14 protein-coding genes are annotated in these 18,796 nt (G+C 67.8%); 4 read left to right on the top strand and 10 right to left on the bottom strand.

The annotated features are described in order from the left end of the window. Nucleotides 1-8 precede the first annotated feature (8 nt). Complete coding sequence (locus tag ACL9RL_RS14865) at nucleotides 9-2,651, bottom strand: ComEC/Rec2 family competence protein (RefSeq protein ID WP_422781050.1); 2,643 nt, start codon at nucleotides 2,649-2,651, stop codon at nucleotides 9-11. Beyond that, nucleotides 2,651-3,337 (bottom strand): ComEA family DNA-binding protein, encoded by a 687-nt coding sequence (locus ACL9RL_RS14860; RefSeq protein WP_422781049.1) that lies wholly within the window; start codon nucleotides 3,335-3,337, stop codon nucleotides 2,651-2,653. The genes ACL9RL_RS14865 and ACL9RL_RS14860 overlap by 1 nt, the downstream gene beginning before the upstream one ends. 151 nt (nucleotides 3,338-3,488) lie before the next feature. Here ACL9RL_RS14860 and ACL9RL_RS14855 point away from each other — a divergent pair, with 151 nt between their 5' ends. After that, nucleotides 3,489-3,947 (top strand): helix-turn-helix domain-containing protein, encoded by a 459-nt coding sequence (locus ACL9RL_RS14855; protein ID WP_422781048.1) that lies wholly within the window; start codon nucleotides 3,489-3,491, stop codon nucleotides 3,945-3,947. Here ACL9RL_RS14855 and ACL9RL_RS14850 read toward each other — a convergent pair. The 7 genes from ACL9RL_RS14850 to ACL9RL_RS14820 form a co-directional block, all read right to left on the bottom strand. Next, the gene (locus ACL9RL_RS14850; protein WP_422781047.1) at nucleotides 3,929-4,162 is read right to left on the bottom strand and encodes a hypothetical protein; all 234 of its coding nucleotides are present in this window, start codon (nucleotides 4,160-4,162) and stop codon (nucleotides 3,929-3,931) included. The two genes, ACL9RL_RS14855 and ACL9RL_RS14850, sit on opposite strands and share 19 nt — an antisense overlap. Before the next feature lie 556 nt (nucleotides 4,163-4,718). Then, nucleotides 4,719-7,274: a leucine--tRNA ligase gene (leuS, locus tag ACL9RL_RS14845; RefSeq protein WP_422781181.1), complete on the bottom strand. Its 2,556-nt coding sequence runs from the start codon at nucleotides 7,272-7,274 to the stop codon at nucleotides 4,719-4,721. Between the two features lie 136 nt (nucleotides 7,275-7,410). Further along, nucleotides 7,411-8,886: an aminodeoxychorismate synthase component I gene (pabB, locus tag ACL9RL_RS14840; RefSeq protein WP_422781046.1), complete on the bottom strand. Its 1,476-nt coding sequence runs from the start codon at nucleotides 8,884-8,886 to the stop codon at nucleotides 7,411-7,413. Between the two features lie 3 nt (nucleotides 8,887-8,889). Then, nucleotides 8,890-10,635: a thiol reductant ABC exporter subunit CydC gene (gene cydC / locus ACL9RL_RS14835; protein ID WP_422781045.1), complete on the bottom strand. Its 1,746-nt coding sequence runs from the start codon at nucleotides 10,633-10,635 to the stop codon at nucleotides 8,890-8,892. Then, entirely contained in the window at nucleotides 10,628-12,394 is a 1,767-nt protein-coding gene (cydD, locus tag ACL9RL_RS14830; RefSeq protein WP_422781044.1) for a thiol reductant ABC exporter subunit CydD, read from the bottom strand. Before cydD ends, cydC begins: the two co-directional genes overlap by 8 nt. 10 nt (nucleotides 12,395-12,404) lie before the next feature. After that, complete coding sequence (cydB, locus tag ACL9RL_RS14825) at nucleotides 12,405-13,409, bottom strand: cytochrome d ubiquinol oxidase subunit II (RefSeq protein ID WP_422781043.1); 1,005 nt, start codon at nucleotides 13,407-13,409, stop codon at nucleotides 12,405-12,407. A gap of 9 nt (nucleotides 13,410-13,418) precedes the next feature. After that, entirely contained in the window at nucleotides 13,419-14,840 is a 1,422-nt protein-coding gene (locus ACL9RL_RS14820) for a cytochrome ubiquinol oxidase subunit I (RefSeq protein WP_422781180.1), read from the bottom strand. A gap of 280 nt (nucleotides 14,841-15,120) precedes the next feature. Between ACL9RL_RS14820 and ACL9RL_RS14815 the strand changes: the two genes are divergently transcribed. The 3 genes from ACL9RL_RS14815 to ACL9RL_RS14805 are packed head-to-tail and all read left to right on the top strand — an operon-like array spanning nucleotide 15,121 to nucleotide 18,039. Beyond that, the gene (locus tag ACL9RL_RS14815; RefSeq protein WP_422781042.1) at nucleotides 15,121-15,825 is read left to right on the top strand and encodes a DedA family protein; all 705 of its coding nucleotides are present in this window, start codon (nucleotides 15,121-15,123) and stop codon (nucleotides 15,823-15,825) included. Between the two features lie 43 nt (nucleotides 15,826-15,868). After that, on the top strand, nucleotides 15,869-16,912 hold the full coding sequence (locus tag ACL9RL_RS14810) for an App1 family protein (protein ID WP_422781041.1): 1,044 nt from the start codon (nucleotides 15,869-15,871) through the stop codon (nucleotides 16,910-16,912). Nucleotides 16,913-16,935: 23 nt separating this feature from the next. Then, nucleotides 16,936-18,039 carry an FUSC family protein gene (locus tag ACL9RL_RS14805; protein WP_422781040.1) on the top strand — a complete coding sequence of 368 codons (1,104 nt, stop codon included), beginning with the start codon at nucleotides 16,936-16,938 and terminating at the stop codon, nucleotides 18,037-18,039. 125 nt (nucleotides 18,040-18,164) lie between these two features. On the opposite strand, the gene ACL9RL_RS14800 is transcribed toward ACL9RL_RS14805, so the two are convergent. Continuing rightward, entirely contained in the window at nucleotides 18,165-18,719 is a 555-nt protein-coding gene (locus ACL9RL_RS14800) for a YceI family protein (protein ID WP_422781039.1), read from the bottom strand. Nucleotides 18,720-18,796 lie beyond the last annotated feature (77 nt).

Genomic DNA, 18,796 nt, shown 5'->3' with positions numbered 1-18,796 from the left:
CCGACACCTCAGGGCGCAGGTGGTGCACGCTCCGACCACACGCTGAATCGACCCGCTCGATCATGCCCGTCATCGGCCTCCAGCGCCCTGTCCGCGTTCGCCGTCACACTCAGCAGGAGGAGGCCGGAGTGGTCGGTGCGCAACGGCACAACCCCTGTCAGCTCAAGCAGCGCGAGCAGCGAATCCGTCGGATGCCCGTATCCGTTGTCCGCGCCGACCGACAGGATGCCGATGCTGGCGCCCAGCCGCTCATAGAGCCGATCGCTCTGATCCCCTGAGCCGTGATGCGCAACCTTCACCACGTCGATCTCCGACCCCAGGCTGTGGCGCGCGAGGAGACGGTTCTGAGCGTCTTCTCCGAGGTCGCCGAGGAACATCGCGCTCCATGCCGCAGCTTCGTCGACTGTTTCTCGATCTCCGAAGACGCCGCTGTCGAATCGAACCACGATGCTCGCGTCATTCCCCGTCTCAGGCTCGGCGTCACGCATGCTCCGCGACTCGGCCGGCCAGAGCACGGACCAGCCCACCCCGCCCAGCCGACCGGCGAGTCCGGCCCTCCCCTGCACCACCTCGGCGCCCTGCGCGCGGAGCGACTCCAGGAGTCGGTCGTCGGCCGCATCGGCGGTCGGACCGACGATCGCGGTGCCGACCGATCCGAGGACCGCAGCGAGGCCGCCGACATGATCCGCGTCGTAGTGCGTCAGCACCAAGAGATCGATCCGGTCGACCCCGAGTTCCCGCAGGCAGTCGTCCAGCGGCTCAGGGTCGGGTCCGACGTCGACGAGCGCGATCTGGCCGGAGCTGTCCCTGACCAGCACGGCGTCGCCCTGCCCGACGTCGCAGGCTGCGATGATCCAGTCTGCCGGTCTCGTCAACGCAGTCGTCACCGTATCGCCGACGAGACGACCCGCTGACCCGGCGAGCACACACACGAGGAGGCCGATGCAGCCGATCATCGCTGCGCGGGGCAGCGTCCGCCGGAACACGATCAGGAGCGCGAGTGCAACGGTTGCCGCGGCCAGCACCAGGACACCCCAGGCGCCGGGAATCCAGGGAAGCCTGGCGTGCTCCCACGCGGCGAACCAGCGCGCGATCGCCGCGATCCAGGCAGCGGGGAGCCAGGCGATCCATGCGATGACGATCCCGAGCTGCGGCCACACCGCAGACATGAGACAGGAGGCAAGCCCAACGACCGTCGCGGGCGCGGCGGCCGGAGCCGCCAGCAGGTTGGCCGGGACGCCGCCGATCGGGATGGCCGGATCGAGCAGCAGGAGCACGGGCTGGCACGCGAGCTGCGCGGCGAGCGGGATCGCGATGAGCATCGCAAGCGACGTCGGCATGCATCTCGACAACACGGCGGCGAGCGGACGAGCGAGCACGATCAGGCCGAGCGTCGCGAGCACCGACAGCGCAAAACCGATGTCCCGCGACAACCACGGGTCCATCGTCAACAGCAGGACAACGGCCAGAGCGAGGGCCGCCAATCCCCGGGCCGGCCGTCCGAGTCCTCCGGCGACGAGCACGATGCCAGCCATCACCGCCGCCCGCTGCACACTCGGCTGTGGCGTGACGAGCAGTACAAACGCGCCGAGAGCCACAAGCGCGGCGATCGTGCGCGCCGCCCGAGGCAGCCGGCAGCGCGCGGCGCAGCCGAGCACGAGCAGGACGATGACGGCGCAGTTCGCACCGGAGACGGCAGTGAGGTGGCTGAGCGAGCTCGCCTTCATCGCAGCGTCGAGATCTGGCCCGACCCGACTCGTGTCGCCGATCGACAGACCGGGCAACAGCGCACCACCGTCACCAGGCAACGATGCTGCGACTTCGGCGAACCCGCTTCGCAAGCCGGCAGCCCAATCGATGCCGCCGTGTGCGACATCGATCCGGGTGGGTTCCGACCGCGCGAACACGATGGCGGCAGAAGTATCCTCCGGCGGGTTCCAGCGAAGCGTCCCCTCGAACCGCCAGCGTTCGCCGATACTCGGTGCGACGGCACCTGAGGCGAACACCAGGATCGGCACGCCGAGTCCGTGAACCGAACCGTCACTCTGCTGCGTGTTCGGCTCGCCCGCGCCGCCCTGGGCCCGTGTGCCTCCGGTTCTGCCGGTTCGCTCGGGCATCGTCGCCGACTCCCACCTCCCCGCGAATCGGAGTCGCTCCCCCGGCAGGCCGCGCGACGACCCGGCAGACGTCCGCACCGGATCACCGGTCACGAGCACATCGAACATCAGTCGATGGCCTCCCGTCGCAGGCCGTTCCGCGGCAGGGCGGCTGTCATCTCCTGCACCAACAAGCACATCCACAACCGCCGGTTGCCTGGCCGGTGCATGAACGGCGATGGCCGCCGAGACCAGCCCGGTGCAGAGCAGCGAGACCGCCACCGTCATCCAGAGGTGCCGCGTCCGCTCACTCGGACGGGTCGAGCCGCGAACGACGCGACACAGTCCGCCGGTCGCGACGAGAACGACGCACACGGTCGCGAATGCGCAACCGACGGCAATCCACCCGCCCGTCTCCGGCAGCGCCACCACACTCGCGGCCACGACCCACATCGCACCGGCCGGCCACACGAGGGCCGGCACCTGGCCAGACGCCGGGACCAACGACCGCGGCTCCGTCACTGCGGTCGTCGGCGCCTCCGCACGGCGCAGCATCAGACGCTCACCAATGGACGCAGACCCTCAAGCGTCTTCTCACCGATCCCCGCGACGGAGCCGAGGTCATCGACGGCGGTGAATCGTCCGTTCGCCTCACGCCACTCGATGATGCGCGCCGCCATGGCCGCGCCGATCCGAGGCAACGTCTCCAATTCGGCTGCCGTCGCCGTGTTCAGGTTGACCGATCCGCCGTTCCCGCTGCCGCCGCCACCTGGACCACCACTCGCGCCAGATGAAATCCCGCCGACAGGTTCTTCGCCGAGCAGCGGCACCACCAATTGCTCACCATCCGAGACGAAGCGGGCGAGGTTGACCGATGTCTCGTCAGCGCCCTCCGCGTATCCGCCTGCAGCGGCGATGGCTTCGAACCCGCGTGCGCCGTCATCGAGTCGGTAGAGCCCGGGGCGATTCACCGCTCCGAGCACGTGGACGAAGATCTCGCTCCCGCTCCGTGCACCGCCAGCGTCAGAGCCTCGGCCGGCACCGGGCGACGCACTCGCCGTCGGGTCGATCGTGGTCACCGCCCCGCGAGGGCTGAACATCGACATCACGATCGCGATCGCCACGGCGACGAGCCCGAGCACAACAACCGCCCCGACGCCGACCCTGGCACCTCGAACCCGCCTGGAAACCACGGCGACGCTCGACAGACGTCGCTCTAGCAGCGTCTCGTCCCCATCCATCCTGCGACGCTAGACGCCTCTCGACCTCGACCATGCCGTGTGTGAACGAACTGTGCACAATCGCTCGCGAACAGCGCCCTGTGGAGGGATGCGGGAAGCACGAGATTACAGCCCATCGTGTCACTTGCCGTTGCTTAAATGCCACACTGATGTGAAGCTGGAAGGACGAAGAAGCCGACTGGCGAAAGGCGTGATGACGATGGTGGCCGATGATGCATTCTGGGACGACCTTCGGGAAGACCTCGCCGACCCGGACTTTCTTCGCGCCTACGTGACGAATTGGGTTCGGGTTACGACGACAGACTCGATCATCAACGGCTTAGATGACGCCCGACAGACGGCGCAGCTCACCAAGGCAGCACTCGCCCGCGCGATCAACGCAGACCCGTCAACGCTTCGGAGGCTGTTCGTGGCCGGCAGCCACCCGAACCCGACTATCGGAACGGTCGCCGAGATGGCGTCTGCGCTCGGGATGCGGTTGACCCTGGAACTCATGCCTGCCGCCCACATCGAAACGACGACCAGAGCACTCCTTTCCGGCGAGATCGACGACATCGACATCCGCACGTTGGTCACGAGTGTCGGTGCGGTTCACACATCGTCTCCATAGAGTGAACGAGGATTCCTCGCCCGATACTCAGCCCCGAGGTCGCGCACCTGCGCATAGTCCCGGTCAGAGAGTGTTGTGCGGAACGCCTTCATACGTCCGTCGATGATCACGAGCAAGGGTTTGTCCGTCTGGTGGGCTTCGTAGTCGAGCAGACAATAGAGGCGATAGTGAGTTCTGCGCGGGCCGTCGACGCGGACTTCGTACCAGCCCGTCATCGCGCGGCGCATTGCTTCCCAGTATCCCCCGCCGGAGAATCGCTTCGGTGGAGCCGCGGCCACCGCCACGAGTATCGCCCTCGCCTTCGCCCGGACGCCGACCGGCCAAGAATTCAGACGTTCACGTCCTGGCGAAGAGGCACTCGGGTCATCTTCTCGGTGTCGTCGAAAGTAGACGATGTTGTGCCCATCGTCACTCGAACGCGCAGACGGTGCAAGATCTGCCAGTGGACCCTGCTTGGATCTCGCCTGTGCGCGACCCCGCTTGTCAGGGGGCACCGGAGATCACCAACCCGGCCATTCGCATCGACGGGAGCCGACACCGCTGAAGACACGCGTGGGTCGTCCTCACTTCTCCCCGGTCGACTTCCATCCTGCGACGCTAGCGAGGGATGTACCAGCGCCCGCGGCCAATCAGCCGAATTGTGGAGAGCGTCCGCAGGCAGCGTCCTGTGGAGGAGCCGGGAACGCAGAGCGAGCCGGCCCGCAGAGGACCGGCTCGCTGCAGAACGCTGCAGATCGGCGCGGGCGAATCGCCCACACCGACCAGGAGCGATTACCCCTTCGTGGAGATGCTCACCACCCGCGGCGCACGCACCACGACGTTGACGATCTCACGCTCGTCGACACTGCGGACGACCGCCGCGCTGGCACGGGCGAGGGCTTCGAGCTCCTCGGGCGAGATCTTCGGCGAGACCTCCAGGCGGTCACGGACCTTGCCGTCGACCTGGACCACCGCGGTGACCTTGTCCTCGACGAGCAGCGTCTTGTCCGCCTTGCGCCACGTCACAAGCGCGACACCTGGCTCGTAGCCGAGCTTCGACCACATGTCCTCTGCCGTGAACGGCGCGAAGATGTCGAGCGCCATCGCCATGACCTCGGCCGCCTCACGCACGGCCGGATCGCCGGTGCCAGGACCTGCATCGATCGCCTTGCGGGTCGTGTTCACCAGCTCCATCAGACGCGCCACGACGACGTTGAACTTGCCCGACTCGATGAGACCGGGCGCCTCCGCGAGGAACCGGTGCGTCGCCTTGCGGAGCGCGACGTCGCCGTCCTTCCACACCACGTCGGGCGTGCTCGTCACATCGTGGGCGATGCGCCAGGCGCGACCGAGGAACTTCGCAGAACCGGCCGGCGACACGTCAGCCCAGTCGATGTCGTCCTCCGGAGGACCGGCGAACGCCATCGTGACACGCAGCGCGTCGGCGCCGTACGCCTTCAGCTCCGCACCGAACTCGACCAGGTTGCCCTTGCTCTTGCTCATCTTGGAGCCGTCGAGCAGCACCATGCCCTGGTTCAGCAGCGCGCTGAACGGCTCGGTGAAGCCGACCTTGCCCAGGTCGTAGAGGACCTTCGTGAGGAAGCGCGAGTACAGCAGGTGCAGGATCGCGTGCTCGACGCCACCGACGTACTGGTCGACGGGAGCCCACTTGTCCGCCTCGGCGGAGTCGAACGCGACCTCGTCGGAGTTGGGGTTGAGGAAGCGCAGGAAGTACCACGAGCTGTCCACGAAGGTGTCCATCGTGTCCGAGTCGCGCTTCGCAGGAGCACCGCACTTTGGGCAGGGGACGTTGATCCAGTCCTCGGCGGCAGCGAGTGGGCTCATGCCCTTCGGGCGCAGGTCGAGGCCCTCCGCGGACGGCAGGAGCACCGGCAGCTGGTCCTCCGGAACCGCGACCTCACCACAGTCGTCGCAGTGGATGATCGGGATGGGCGTGCCCCAGTAGCGCTGGCGGGAGATGAGCCAGTCGCGCAGGCGGTAGTTCTTCGCGGGAGCGCCGATGCCGCCTGACGCCAGAGCCGCGGTGACCTTCGCGATCGCGGTGTGCTTGCTCAGGCCGTCGAACGGACCCGAGTTCGTCAGACGCCCCTCACCCGTCAGCGCGACACCGGTCTTCGCCGGGTCGAGCGAGGGCAGGTCGTCCGGCAGCTCGCCGTCGACGATGATCGGGATCGCTCCGGTGACCGGCTGCGTCGTGTCGACCACAACGCGGACCGGCAGGTCGAATGCCCGTGCGAAGTCGAGGTCGCGCTGGTCGTGCGCCGGAACGGCCATGATGGCGCCGTGGCCGTAGTCGGCCAGGACGTAGTCCGCGGCCCAGATGGGCAGTCGCTCACCGTTCAACGGGTTGATCGCGTAGCGCTCGAGGAAGACGCCCGTCTTCTCACGCTCGCTGCTGAGGCGCGAGATGTCGCTCTCACCCTTGACCCGCTCCAGGTAGTCCTGGAAACGCAGACGCACCTCGACCGAGCTGCCGGAGACGAGCTCCGCCGCGAGGTCGGAATCCGGCGCGACCACCATAAACGTCACGCCGTGCAGCGTGTCAGGACGCGTCGTGTAGACGGAGATCGGTTCCGTGCGACCCTCGATCTGGAAGGTGACGTCGGCGCCGCTCGACCGGCCGATCCAGTTGCGCTGCATGGACAGCACCTTCGCCGGCCAGCTGCCCTCGAGCTGGTTCAGGTCGTCGATCAGACGGTCTGCGTAGTCGGTGATCCGGAAGTACCACTGCGTGAGGTTCTTCTTCGTGACCTCTGCACCGCATCGCTCGCATCGGCCGTCGACGACCTGCTCGTTCGCGAGGACGGTCTGGTCGTTCGGGCACCAGTTGACGGGGCTCGCCTTACGGTATGCGAGGCCCTTCTCGAACAGCTGCAGGAACAGCCACTGGTTCCAGCGGTAGTATTCGGGGTCGCTCGTGTGGATCTCGCGGTCCCAGTCGAACGATGCACCGTACTGGCGGAAGCTCGCCTTCTGCTGCGCGATGTTCTGGTACGTCCACTCGCGCGGGTCGGTGCCGCGCTGGATCGCCGCGTTCTCCGCCGGCAGGCCGAAGGAGTCCCAACCGACCGGGTGCAGCACGTTGAAGCCCTGGTGGCGCCAGTAGCGCGCGACCGTGTCGCCGAAGCCGAACGCCTCCGCGTGTCCCATGTGGAGGTCACCGGACGGGTACGGGAACATGTCGAGGACGTACTTGCGCGGACGCTTGTCGGCCGGGTCGCCAGTGGTGAACGGCTTGAGTTCGTCCCAGACCGGGAGCCACTTGTCCTGGATGGCCTGGAAGTCGTAGCGCTCGCCCTGACGGGGGTCCTCGACGTCGGGACTCACGGTCGCTGGTTCCACGGTGTTGCGTTCGTCTGACACGTCACTCTCAATCGCTGCCTGTGCTGATGGACGGCGCCTGTCCGTCGGGGAGGATGGACAGGGCTGGAACGCTCGACGGCATTCCGTCCGAGGATCCAGCCTACCGGGATTCCGCGGGGTCGCCTTCGATCCCGAGGGTGCGGAGGAGGGCTCTCGCCTTGGTCTCGGTCTCCGCGAGTTCCTCGGCCGGGACGGAAAGCGCGGTGATGCCGCCTCCCGTACCGATCGTCGCCGTGTGGCGGCCGACCACGATGCTGCGGATGACCATCGCGAGGTCGGTCGCGCCGTCGTCCCAGAACACACCGAACGTGCCCGCGTACACTCCGCGGGGTCCGCGTTCCAATCCGTGCAGGATCGTCATCGCACTGCGCTTCGGGGCGCCGGTCATGGAGCCGGCCGGGAAGCACGCCTCGATGGCGTCGACGACGCCCACCCCCGGACGCAGACGGCCCTCGACCGTGCTCACCAGCTGGTGGACGTGCGGGTAGCTCTCGACGACGTGCAGCCCCGTGACGGCGACCGATCCGACCTCGGCGACCCGGGCGAGGTCGTTGCGCATGAGATCGACGATCATCAGGTTCTCAGCGCGCTCCTTCTCGCTCGCCAGGAGCTCACTCGCGAGCTGTGCGTCCTCCTCTGGCGTCGCACCGCGCGGCCGCGTGCCCTTGATCGGCTTCGTCCGGACGATCCGATCGGTGCCGATCTCGAGGAACTGCTCAGGCGAGGCGCTCAGGAGCGCCGTGTCGCCGGCCCGCAGGAACCCGCCGTGATGGCTGGGACTGGAAGCGCGCAGGCGCAGGTAGGTGGCGACCGGGTCGTGCGTGCCAGGAACGCGCAACTGGTTGGTCAAGCAGAGCTGATAGGCGTCTCCAGCGCGGATCCGCTCCTGACAGGCTTCGACGAGCGCACGGTACTCCGCTCCGCTCCATCTGGGCGTGGCGTCGCCGCCGACGGCGGGGTGGTCGGCGAGGAACGCGACGACCGCGGAATCAGGCGATGCTTCGATCTCGCCGAGGGCGCGCGCCGTTCGTACGATCCAGTCGGAATCCGAGGACACGAGCATCACACGTCGTACGGCGTGATCGAAGACGATGACGTCATCCGCTCGGAGGAGCACCGCCTCCGGCGTCTCGGTCCGCGCCACCGGGACGCCGACGGCACTCGCCCCGGCCTCGTAGCCGAGCCAGCCGACCCAACCACCCCAATAGCCGCGGTCGCCGCCGGTCGGATCCCCTAGGGTCTCGGTCCGTGCAGAACCATCCGGTGACCAGGGGCCCGTTCCCCCCAGGATCTCTCGCAGGAGATCGAACACCGATCCGTCCCGCAGCACCGGCGCGCCGTCGTCATCGATCACGCGCACCCGACCGACGGCCGCTGCGGTCGCCGTCACGTCCGCATCGATCAGCTCGGCGACGACCGTCCGCGCAGCTCTGCCCATCACGCTGAACCCGGTCTCGGCGTCGGCGCCGGAGTCCAGCCAGAACACCTGTTCCGCGTCCGCGAACAGCCGGACGAACACCTCTGCCGGATCGAGCCAGCCGGCCTGGCTGGTCTCGATCCGCCTCGAAGCGGCCACGGTTCAGCCCACCTCTGCCGGTCGCACGCCGGTACGGACCGGCTCCAGCCGGAGACGCTGCGTGACGAGCTCCTCGGCGACGGGCGTGTGGGAGATCACGATGATGGCCCGGCGATCCGCATCGGCCGCCCCCAGCAGGTCGGCGAGCAGCGCGTCGGCGCGTTCCGGGTCGACGTTCGCGGTCGGTTCGTCGAGCACCAGCACGGGGAAGTCCCGCAGCAGCGCGCGGGCGAGTGCGATGCGCTGCGCCTGTCCGCCGGAGACGAGGCCGCCGTGTTCACCGACCGACGCATCGAGTCCGCCGCGCTCCACCAGCCACGTCCCGAGGCCGACGCGGTCGAGAACGGCCTCGAGTTCGTCATCGGTGGAGGTATCCCTGGCGAACAGCAGGTTCTGACGGATGTCGGCGTCGAAGAGGAACGGGCGCTGCTCGATGAGTCCGAGCACGCTCCTGACCGCGTCGGGGCGGAGCGAGGAGACGTCGACACCGTCGATGCGGTAGCTGCCGCCGTGGTCGAGGAACCGGACGAGGCTGTGCGCGAGGGTCGTCTTCCCAGCTCCGCTGTCGCCGGTGACGAGCAACCGGTCCCCCGCCGCAATCGTGAAGCTCACGGGTGCGAGCGCGTCGACCTCGGCGCCAGGCCAGCGGGCCGTGAGCTGTTCGACGACGATCGTGGGAGCGGAAGCAGGTGCCGCGTCCGTGCCGTCCTGGTGTTCCGCACTGTCGGATCCGCCGGACGATCGCACTGCGCCGGGCAGGATCTCCGAGCCGAGCGCGTCGTCCGGGATCCCGGCGGGAACCTCGTCCGGCACGGCGGCAGCGACGCGCTCGGCACTCGCCCTGGCCTCACGCCACGCGCCGAGCGCGAGCGGAACCATCCCGCACACCTCGAACACGGCGAGCGGGACGAGGGCGATGACCGTGAGTGCCGGTCCGCCGATGGCGCCGAGCGACGGGATGCCGAACCACAGGGCAGCGACCGTCGCGAGACCGGCCGCGAGCGACACGACCGCCCCAGCGATGCCTGCCCCTGCCGCTCGTCTGACGGTCGCACGGGTCAACGCGTCATCGGCCGCGACGACCTTCGCCTTGGCGCCGTCGACCGCGCCGTACGCGGTGAGGACGTCGAGGTTCGACACGAGGTCGAGGATCGCCTCTGACACGGCTCCGCGCAATGGCGCGATCTGACGCTCGGCCTTCGCGGCGACGAGCCCGACCAGCGCCCAGGACACGGCGAACGCGAGGATGAGGCACAGCGCGAGGGCGATGCCGGCCGGCGGGTGGACGATCCAGACGAGGACCACGGAGCCGAGCGCGACGATCCCGGAGATCAGCAGCGGCTGCACGACCCGCAGCGGTACGTTCTGGAGTTCGTCGACGTCGGATACGAGGCGCGTGAGCAGGTCACCGCGCCCGGTCTGTTGCAATCCATCAGGGGCGACTGGGATGATCCGGCCGACCATGCCGGCACGCAACTCGGCGAGCTGCCGGAAGGCGGCGTCGTGGCTGAGGAGCCGCTCGAGGTAGCGGAAGGCCGCTCTCGCGAGCGCGAACGCCCGGACGCCGACGACGGCGACGCCGAGTTCGACGATGGACGGCTGCTCGCCGGCCTTCGTGATGAGGTAGGCGCTGGACGCGAGGAGTGCCACCGCAGCGCCGGCGGACATGATCCCGGACAGCAGCCCGGGCAGGAAACGTCTGGTGCTCGGCATCGAGAGCCGCAGGATGCGGCGGACGCGGTCATCCACGGGCCACCTCCAGCGTCTCTGAGGCGGTCGAAGGGTCGGCGCCCCGATCCAGGTCGCGAGCAGGCTGGACGACGGGTTCGATGTGCACTTCACGATCCGCAGCCGCGATGAATGCCGGACGATGGCTCACCACGATGACGACCGAACCGGCTTCCGCCGCCGCTCTCGCCGCATCGATGACCATCTGCTCCGACTCGGCGTCGAGCGCGGAACTGGGTTCGTCGAGGAGGAGCACCCCGAACGACGACGTGGCAAGCGATCCCTCAAGCCGATACAGCGCCCTCGCGAGTGCGACGCGTTGCGCCTGCCCGCCGGACAGGCCGTCGCCGACGACGCCGACACGGTCGTCGAGGCCGATGCCCGGCAGTCCGACCCGGTCAAGGACGACCCTGGCACTCTCGCGCGAAGGCGCATCGTCGCCGAGAGCGATGTTCTCCAGCACGCTGCCGCCGATTAGAGCGGCGCGCTGGCCCGACCACGCGAGCCAGGGACGATCCACGAACCGCTGTGCGCCTCGCGAAGCCGCGTCTCGGAGCGGGACCCCGCCGTACGCGATCGTCCCCTCGGCGGGGGCGAACCCGAGCACGGCAGCGAGGATCGTGGATTTGCCTGCCCCGCTCTGGCCGGTCAGCACGGTGAAGGTGCCAGGGGCGAACGACGCAGTGAACCGGTCGACGGCGAGCATGTCGCCGTAGCGCACCGAGACATCGGCGAATGTCAGCGTCCCTGCAACGTCCCGCCCCTCGCCCGCCACCGACGAACGAGGCGCCTCGACGACCGTGCCGCCGTCGGCCGTGGAAGCTGCCTTGGCCTCGTCGAGGACGACGAAGGCGTCCTCCGCTGCGGCGACCCCCTCGGCGGCGGCATGGAAGTTGGTCCCGACGTTCCGCAACGGCAGGAACGCCTCTGGCGCCAGGATGAGCACGAACAGTCCGACGGAGAGCAGCATCGATCCGTCGATCAACCGGATCCCGATGCCGACGGCCACAACGGCCACCGCGAGGCTCGCCGCGAGTTCGAGCGCGAATCCGCTCATAAACGACACCCGCAGCACCTTCATCGTCTGCGCGCGGTAGTCCTCGGTGACCGCTCGGATGCGCGTCACCTGACGGTGCTGGCGGCCGAACACCTTGAGCGTGGCCATACCGCCGACGAGATCGAGGAAGCCGCGGGAGAGATCGCCGAGCGTCTCCCACTGCTTGCGCTGCAGCGTCTGGGTCGCGAGCCCGATCAGCACCATAAACACCGGGATGATCGGAAGCGTCACGATGACCGTGATCCCGCTGATCGTGTCCTGGAGGAGGATCACGAGCACGATGATCGGCGTCGAGACGGCGGTCAGGATGAGCTGCGGGACGTACCGTCCGAAATACGGGTCGAGCGCGTCGAGGCCGCGCCCCGCGATCGTCGTGACCTCCGCCCGGTTCCGCCCGGCGAGCCAGCCGGGTCCGAGGACGGTCACGGCATCGATGAGCGCACGCCGCAACTGGCTGCGGACGAGCACGGACCCCCTCGCGTTCACCGTCTCCATCGCGAGCACCACTGCGGCGCGCAGCACGACCACGGCGACGAGCTGCCACAGCATCGGCACGAGCACGGAGAACGACTCCCCCGCGATCGCCTTCGTCACGAGCTGCGAGACGAGCCAGGCGAACCCGAGCGTGCACGCCGTCTGGAGCAGGGCGAGGACGGCGCCGATCGCGAGGACGGAACGTGCCGCCCCCGCGTATCGGAGCAGTCGTGGATCGAGGGGGCGCACGTTGAACAGGTTAGTGCGCGTGCGCTTCGATGTGTTTCCGGGTGATGCGCTTCCGGAAGATCCAGTACGTCCATGCCTGGTAGCCGACGATGAGCGGCAGGAAGGCGAGGGCGGTCCAGGACATGATCTCCAGCGTGTACTGCGACGACGAGGCGTTGGCGATCGTCAGGCTGTTCGCCGGGTCGTTGCTCGCCGGCATCACGGCCGGGAACAGCGCAGAGAACAGCGTCAGGACGGCAGCGGCGATCGTGATCGCCATGAGCGCGAACGCCACGCCTTCACGTCCGCGCAGGTTCGCGACCCACGAGGCGATGAGTGCGACGGCGGCCACGAGGGCTCCGGCCAGCACGCCGGGCGAGAAGTGCGCGATGAGCGTCCAGGCCAGGAACGTCGCCGCGACGACGATCGCGAGGACGCCTGAGCGGACGGCGATCTTGCGTGCGCGATCCCGGATGTCGCCCTCTGTCTTGAGCGAGACGAACACAACGCCGTGGGTGAAGAACAGCAGGAGGGTCGTGAGGCCGCCGAGCAGACCGAACGGGTTCAACAGGGTGAAGAGGTTGCCGGTGAAGTTGTGTCCGGCATCGAGCGGGACGCCCTGCACGATGTTCGCGAACGCGACGCCCCACAGGAACGACGGGACGGCCGAGCCGACGATGATGAACAGGTCGAAGCGCTTCTTCCAGCTCGACTCCGGCCGCTGGTGGCGGTACTCGAACGACACCCCGCGGATGATGAGCGCGAGCAGGATGAGCAGCAGCGGCAGGTAGAACCCGCTGAAGAGCGTCGCGTACCACTCCGGGAAGGCCGCGAACAGGCAGGCGCCGGCGACGATGAGCCAGGTCTCGTTGAGGTCCCAGACCGGGCCGATCGTGTTGATGAGCACACGCTTGTCCGTCTCGTCCTTCCCGAGGAACGGGATGGACATGCCGACGCCGAAGTCGAAGCCGTCGAGGACGAAGTAGCCGATGAAGAGTGCGGCGATGATCCAGAACCAGAGGATGGTGAGGTCCATGATGCGCTCCTAGTAGACGGTGAGGGCCGGGGCGGTGCGACGCGAGTTTTCATCGCCGTCGTCCGAGGGGAGTTCGACCGGTTCAGGGCCGGTCCTGATCGCCTTCGCGATGAGTCCGAACTCGACGACCGCGAGCGAGCCGTAGACCACGGTGAACGCGATGAGCGAGATGAGCACGTCGAGCCCGGTGGTGTTTGGCGAGACGGCGTCCTCCGTCTTCAGCAGGCTGAACACGATCCACGGTTGCCTGCCCATCTCGGTGAACACCCAACCGACGGTCATGGCGAGGAACGGGAGCGGGAAGGCCCAGACGGCGATCTTCCACATCCAGCGCTTCGGTTCGCGACCCTTGCGCGTGAACCACAGGCCGGCGATCGCGACGAGCACCGATGCCACGCCGAGGCCGATCATCCAGCGGAACGCCCAGTAGGTGACCCAGATCACCGGGGTGTAGTCGCCTGGGCCGTAGAGGGTCGTGTACTGCGCCTGCAGGTCGTTGATGCCCTCGACCGTGCCGTTGAGCGTGTGGGTCGAGAGGAACGAGAGGAGGTACGGGATGCGGATCGAGAACAGCTCGTGCACGCCGTCCGGTGTGCCGAGGGTGAAGATCGAGAACGATGCGTTCGCCCCGGTCGCGGTGTTGTAGAGCGCTTCGGCGGCCGCCATCTTCATGGGCTGCGTCTCGACCATCGCGAGGCCGAGCTGGTCGCCGGCGAGGAAGGTCGCGCCGCCGGAGATGATCATGGTCCAGAGCCCGAACTTCAGGGCTGGACGCATGGCTTCGACGTGCTGGCCCTTCGCGAGGTGGTAGGCCGCTGCCGTGATGATCACGGCCGCCGACACCATGAAGCACGCGAAGATCGTGTGCGGGAACGCCGCGAGGGCGACCTTGTTGGTGAGCAGGTCCCAGATGCTCGTGAGCTCTGCCCGACCACGCTCCGGGTTCAGTCGGTAGCCGACCGGGTTCTGCATAAACGCATTGGCGGCGATGATGAAGTACGCCGAGAGGATCGTGCCGGCGGCCGTGATCCAGATCGTCGCGAGGTGCACCTTCTGCGGGAGCTTGTCCCAGCCGAAGATCCACAGGCCGATGAACGTGGCCTCCAGGAAGAAGGCGAGCAGGCCCTCGAGGGCGAGCGGAGCGCCGAAGACGTCACCGACGAAGCGCGAGTAGGTGGACCAGTTCATCCCGAACTGGAACTCCTGCACGATGCCGGTCACCACGCCCATGGCGAAGTTGATGAGGAAGATCTTGCCGAAGAAGCGCGTGAGGTGCAGGTAGTGCAGCTTGCCGGTGCGCACCCACGCCGTCTGGAAGATCGCCACCGTCGACGCCATGCCGATGGTGAGCGGCACGAAGATGAAGTGATAGACGGTGGTGAGGCCGAACTGCCATCTCGACAGCAGCAGGGGGTCGAGCAAATCGTTCACGATGAACACTCCGTAGGTCGCGGCATCCACTTGTGGCGGGAGGCGAACGGTCGGCCCGTCCGGAGTGGTCATCTCCGTGGCTTCGACCTGTGTCGTCGGCATCAGACTACACCAGTTGGGCTGTGTGGTCAGACCACAGGACGCCCCACGATCGCCCGAATCAAATCGTGTACGAAAATGCTCCCTGAACAGCCAGGAAAAACGTGTCGGCGCACCCGCGGAAAACTCGTTCGGAGAACTGTTCCGCCCCTCCTGGAACCACGGCAGTAGGCTCCGAAGGGTGAACGATCTGCTCAACCACCTCCTCGACCTGGTGCAGAGCGTCGACCCCGTCACCCGGACGATCCTGGCGGGCATCGGCATCATGCTCGAGACCTCCGTCCTCATCGGACTCGTGGTGCCGGGCGACACGATCGTCATCGTCGCGAGCACCGCGGTCTCGGGTCCTGTGGAGTGGGTCTCGATGATCGTGGTCGTCATCATCGGCGCACTCGTCGGGGAGAGCATCGGGTTCACGCTCGGACGGTGGTTCGGGCCGAAGATCCGCGCGAGCGCGCTCGGCCGTCGGATCGGAGCCCACAACTGGGAGCGTGCGGAACGCTACCTCGAACGGCGAGGCGGCATCGCGGTCTTCGTCTCCCGATTCCTCCCCGTGCTCCACTCGCTCATCCCGCTGACGGTCGGCATGAGCACCATGACGTATCGCAAGTTCATCCTCTGGACCGTTCCGGCGTGTGTGATCTGGGCGAGCGCGTACGTCTCGGTCGGAGCCATCGCGGCAGGGAGCTACCGCGAACTCTCCGAGCGCCTGCACTGGGCCGGATACCTCTTCGTCGCGATCATCGTCGCCTTCCTCATCGCCGTCGTCGCCGTCAAGAAACTCCTGGAGCGCAGCCAGGCACGTCACATGGAGGCGACCGTCGCACCGATCGCAGACGACGGCGAAGCGACCGACGAGCACAACGACAGCGCACCCCGCGCCTGAGTCCCGCACCCGCGCAGCACGCCGGGCATGAAAGACTGTTCCTGTGAAGGCACCCGAACGACCCGAGTCCGGATCCGACGCCGGCGCTCAGATCCGGCACCGCGCGGCGCGCATCGAGGATGCCGTTCAACTCTGGCGGCAGCGTCGGGCCAGGAAGCGCGGTCGTGTCGCGACCGTCATCCCGTTCACCGGATACGGCTCCCCGGAGTGGATCCGCGTCCTCGCCCGTGTTGTGCTCACCCACCCGGGCGCCGAAGGCACCAGACCGCAGCAGAAGGTCCGCGGATGGCGAAGCTTCTTCGCGCTGAGCGTGACCGACCCGGTCGTGAACGTGACCGTCGACATCGGCGGCGCCTCCCACACCGTCACGGGCGACCGGGGCGGGATCGTCGACGTCGTCATCCCGGCGAGCCTCGAACCCGGTTGGCACACCGTCTCGTTGAGCGCCGAGGGTTCAGAGCCCATCACGGCTCCGATCTTCATCATCGGCGAGGACGTGCGCTTCGGCACGATCTCCGACGTCGACGACACCGTGATGGTGACGGCGCTCCCCCGTCCGCTCGTCGCCGCCTGGAACACCTTCGTCCTCGACGAGCACGCCAGGACCCCGGTCCCCGGCATGGCCGTCTTCCTCGAACGGACCGTCCGCGACCACCCGGGCTCCCCCGTCATCTACCTCTCCACGGGAGCATGGAACGTCGCACCGACGCTCACGAGGTTCCTCTCCCGCAACCTCTACCCGGCGGGCGCCCTGCTCCTGACCGATTGGGGCCCGACCCACGACCGCTGGTTCAGAAGCGGCCGTCAGCACAAGCGGACGAACCTGGCCCGACTGGCCGAGGAGTTCCCGAACGTCAAGTGGCTGCTCGTCGGCGACGACGGCCAGCACGACGAATCGCTCTACCGCGAGTTCGAGCACGCCCACCCCGACCGGGTCAGCGCGGTCGCCATCCGCCAGCTGTCCGCCGGAGAAGCCGTCCTGGCCGGCGGACGCTCCCGCGCGGGGGCGGACGAGGACGACGAAGCCCCCTGGGTCTACGCACCGAACGGCGCCGGGCTGCTCGACCAGCTGGCCGACAAGCTCTGACGCCTCGCGTTTATGGTTGAACGGTGAGTTTCGTCCCCAGTCTCCGCACGAGGTCTCGTCTGCCGATCCTGCAGGCACTGAAGACCGCGCTCTCCGCGGTGCTCGCCTGGACGATCGCGATCAGCATCCTGCCGGCGCAGCTTCCCGTGTTCGCCGCCGTCGCAGCACTGCTCGTGGTGCAACCGAGCGTCAACCAGTCGTTCGGCAAAGCGCTCGAACGCACGCTCGGCGTCATCACCGGCGTCATCGTCGCAACGATCATCGGGCTCGTCTTCGGCGACAACACCTGGATCGTGCTCCTCGCGATCGTCGTCTCCATCCTCGTCGCGTGGCTGCTGAAGCTCGGCCCGGGTTCGGCGAACCAGATCCCGATCAGCGCGATGCTCGTGCTCTCGATCGGCTCCGCGACGCCCGACTACGCCGTCGACCGCATCATCGAGACGATCATCGGCGCGGCCGTCGGGCTCATCATCAACGCGCTCGTCGTCCCGCCCGTCCTGCTCGCACCGGCCAAACGCGCCGTCTCGGACCTCGCCATCGCGTGCGCCGAAGGACTGGATCGCCTCGCCGACGGACTCAGCACGACCCAGACCGGCACCTCACTGATGGACCTCCTCGTCCAGGCGCGCGCCCTCCGACCGATGCGAGCGGCGGCGGAACAGGCCGTGAGTCAGGGCGAGGAGAGCCTGATGCTCAACCCACGCAGATCACGGCACCGCGACGAACTCGAAGCGCAACGGGAGATCCTCGAGCGCCTCCAACCGATCGTCACCAGGACGCTCGGCATGACGCGAACCTTCCACGACCACTACGACGACACGCTCCAGGAGGAGCCGACGATCGAGGAGATCGTCACCGAACTGCGCCGAGCGGGCCACGACCTGCGCCTGCTCGTCTCAGAGGCGCCGGTCGACCGTGCGCCGGCGACCGCCGAACTGCCCATCCTCACCGCACCGCTCGTCATCCGCCAGCCGCACCCGCTGCACTGGATCCTCATCGGCTCGCTCATGGAGGACCTCAGGCGGGTGCACGACGAGATCGTCGGGGACGACGCGGACGGCGACAGCGGCCGGGAGGGCACTGCTGAGCGTCCGAACGACGGACAGCCGGGCGACCGCTCCGCCTGATCTCGACCCGTCGGCCGTCGTGCTCCGGTTCCCGGCCCACATGCCGAAGGGCCGGCGGGAGCTGAGCTCACCGCCGACCCTTCGAGTCGTGCACGAGGGGAATCCTCGTTCACCCGTGCAAGCGATCAGGCTGCGAGTGCCGCCTGCAGCTCGATCGTGATGGTGACCTCGTTGCCGAGGAGCACACCGCCGGTCTCGAGGGCTGCGTTGTAGGTGAGGCCGAAGTCCTCACGGTTGATCTTCGCAACAGCGGTCGCGCCGGCCTTGTAGTTGCCGTAGGGGTCGCCGCCGAAACCGCCGAACTCGAGCTCGAAGGTGACGGGCTTCGTGATGCCCTTGATCGTGAGGTCGCCGTCGACGAGGAAGTCGTCGCCCTTGACGCGGGCGCCGGTCGACACGAAGTCGATCGTCGGGTAGGTCTCGGCCTCGAAGAAGTCGCCCGTGCGGAGGTGACCGTCGCGGTCGGCCTGGTTCGTGTTGACCGATGCGACCTCTGCCGATGCGGTGACGCTCGCCTCGAGCGGGTTCTCCGGCGTCACGAACGTCGCGTTGAACCGCTCGAACTTGCCCTTGACCTTCGAAACCATGATGTGGCGGATGCTGAAGCCGACCTCACTGTGCGTCGGGTCGATGTTCCAGGTGCCGACCTTGTAACCGGGGATCGTCAGGGTGTCGCTCATGTGTGTCTCCTTGGGTGAAATCCGTGCAGCGCGCTTGCGCCGCAATCTATGCAAACGCAAGTAGTTCGACGGTATTC

The organism is Plantibacter sp. Mn2098 (assembly GCF_049319745.1).
In the GTDB taxonomy this organism is placed as follows: Bacteria; Actinomycetota; Actinomycetes; order Actinomycetales; family Microbacteriaceae; genus Plantibacter.
The sequence above is the reverse complement of the archived record's forward strand: the minus strand, read 5'-3'. Positions and strand labels throughout refer to the sequence as shown.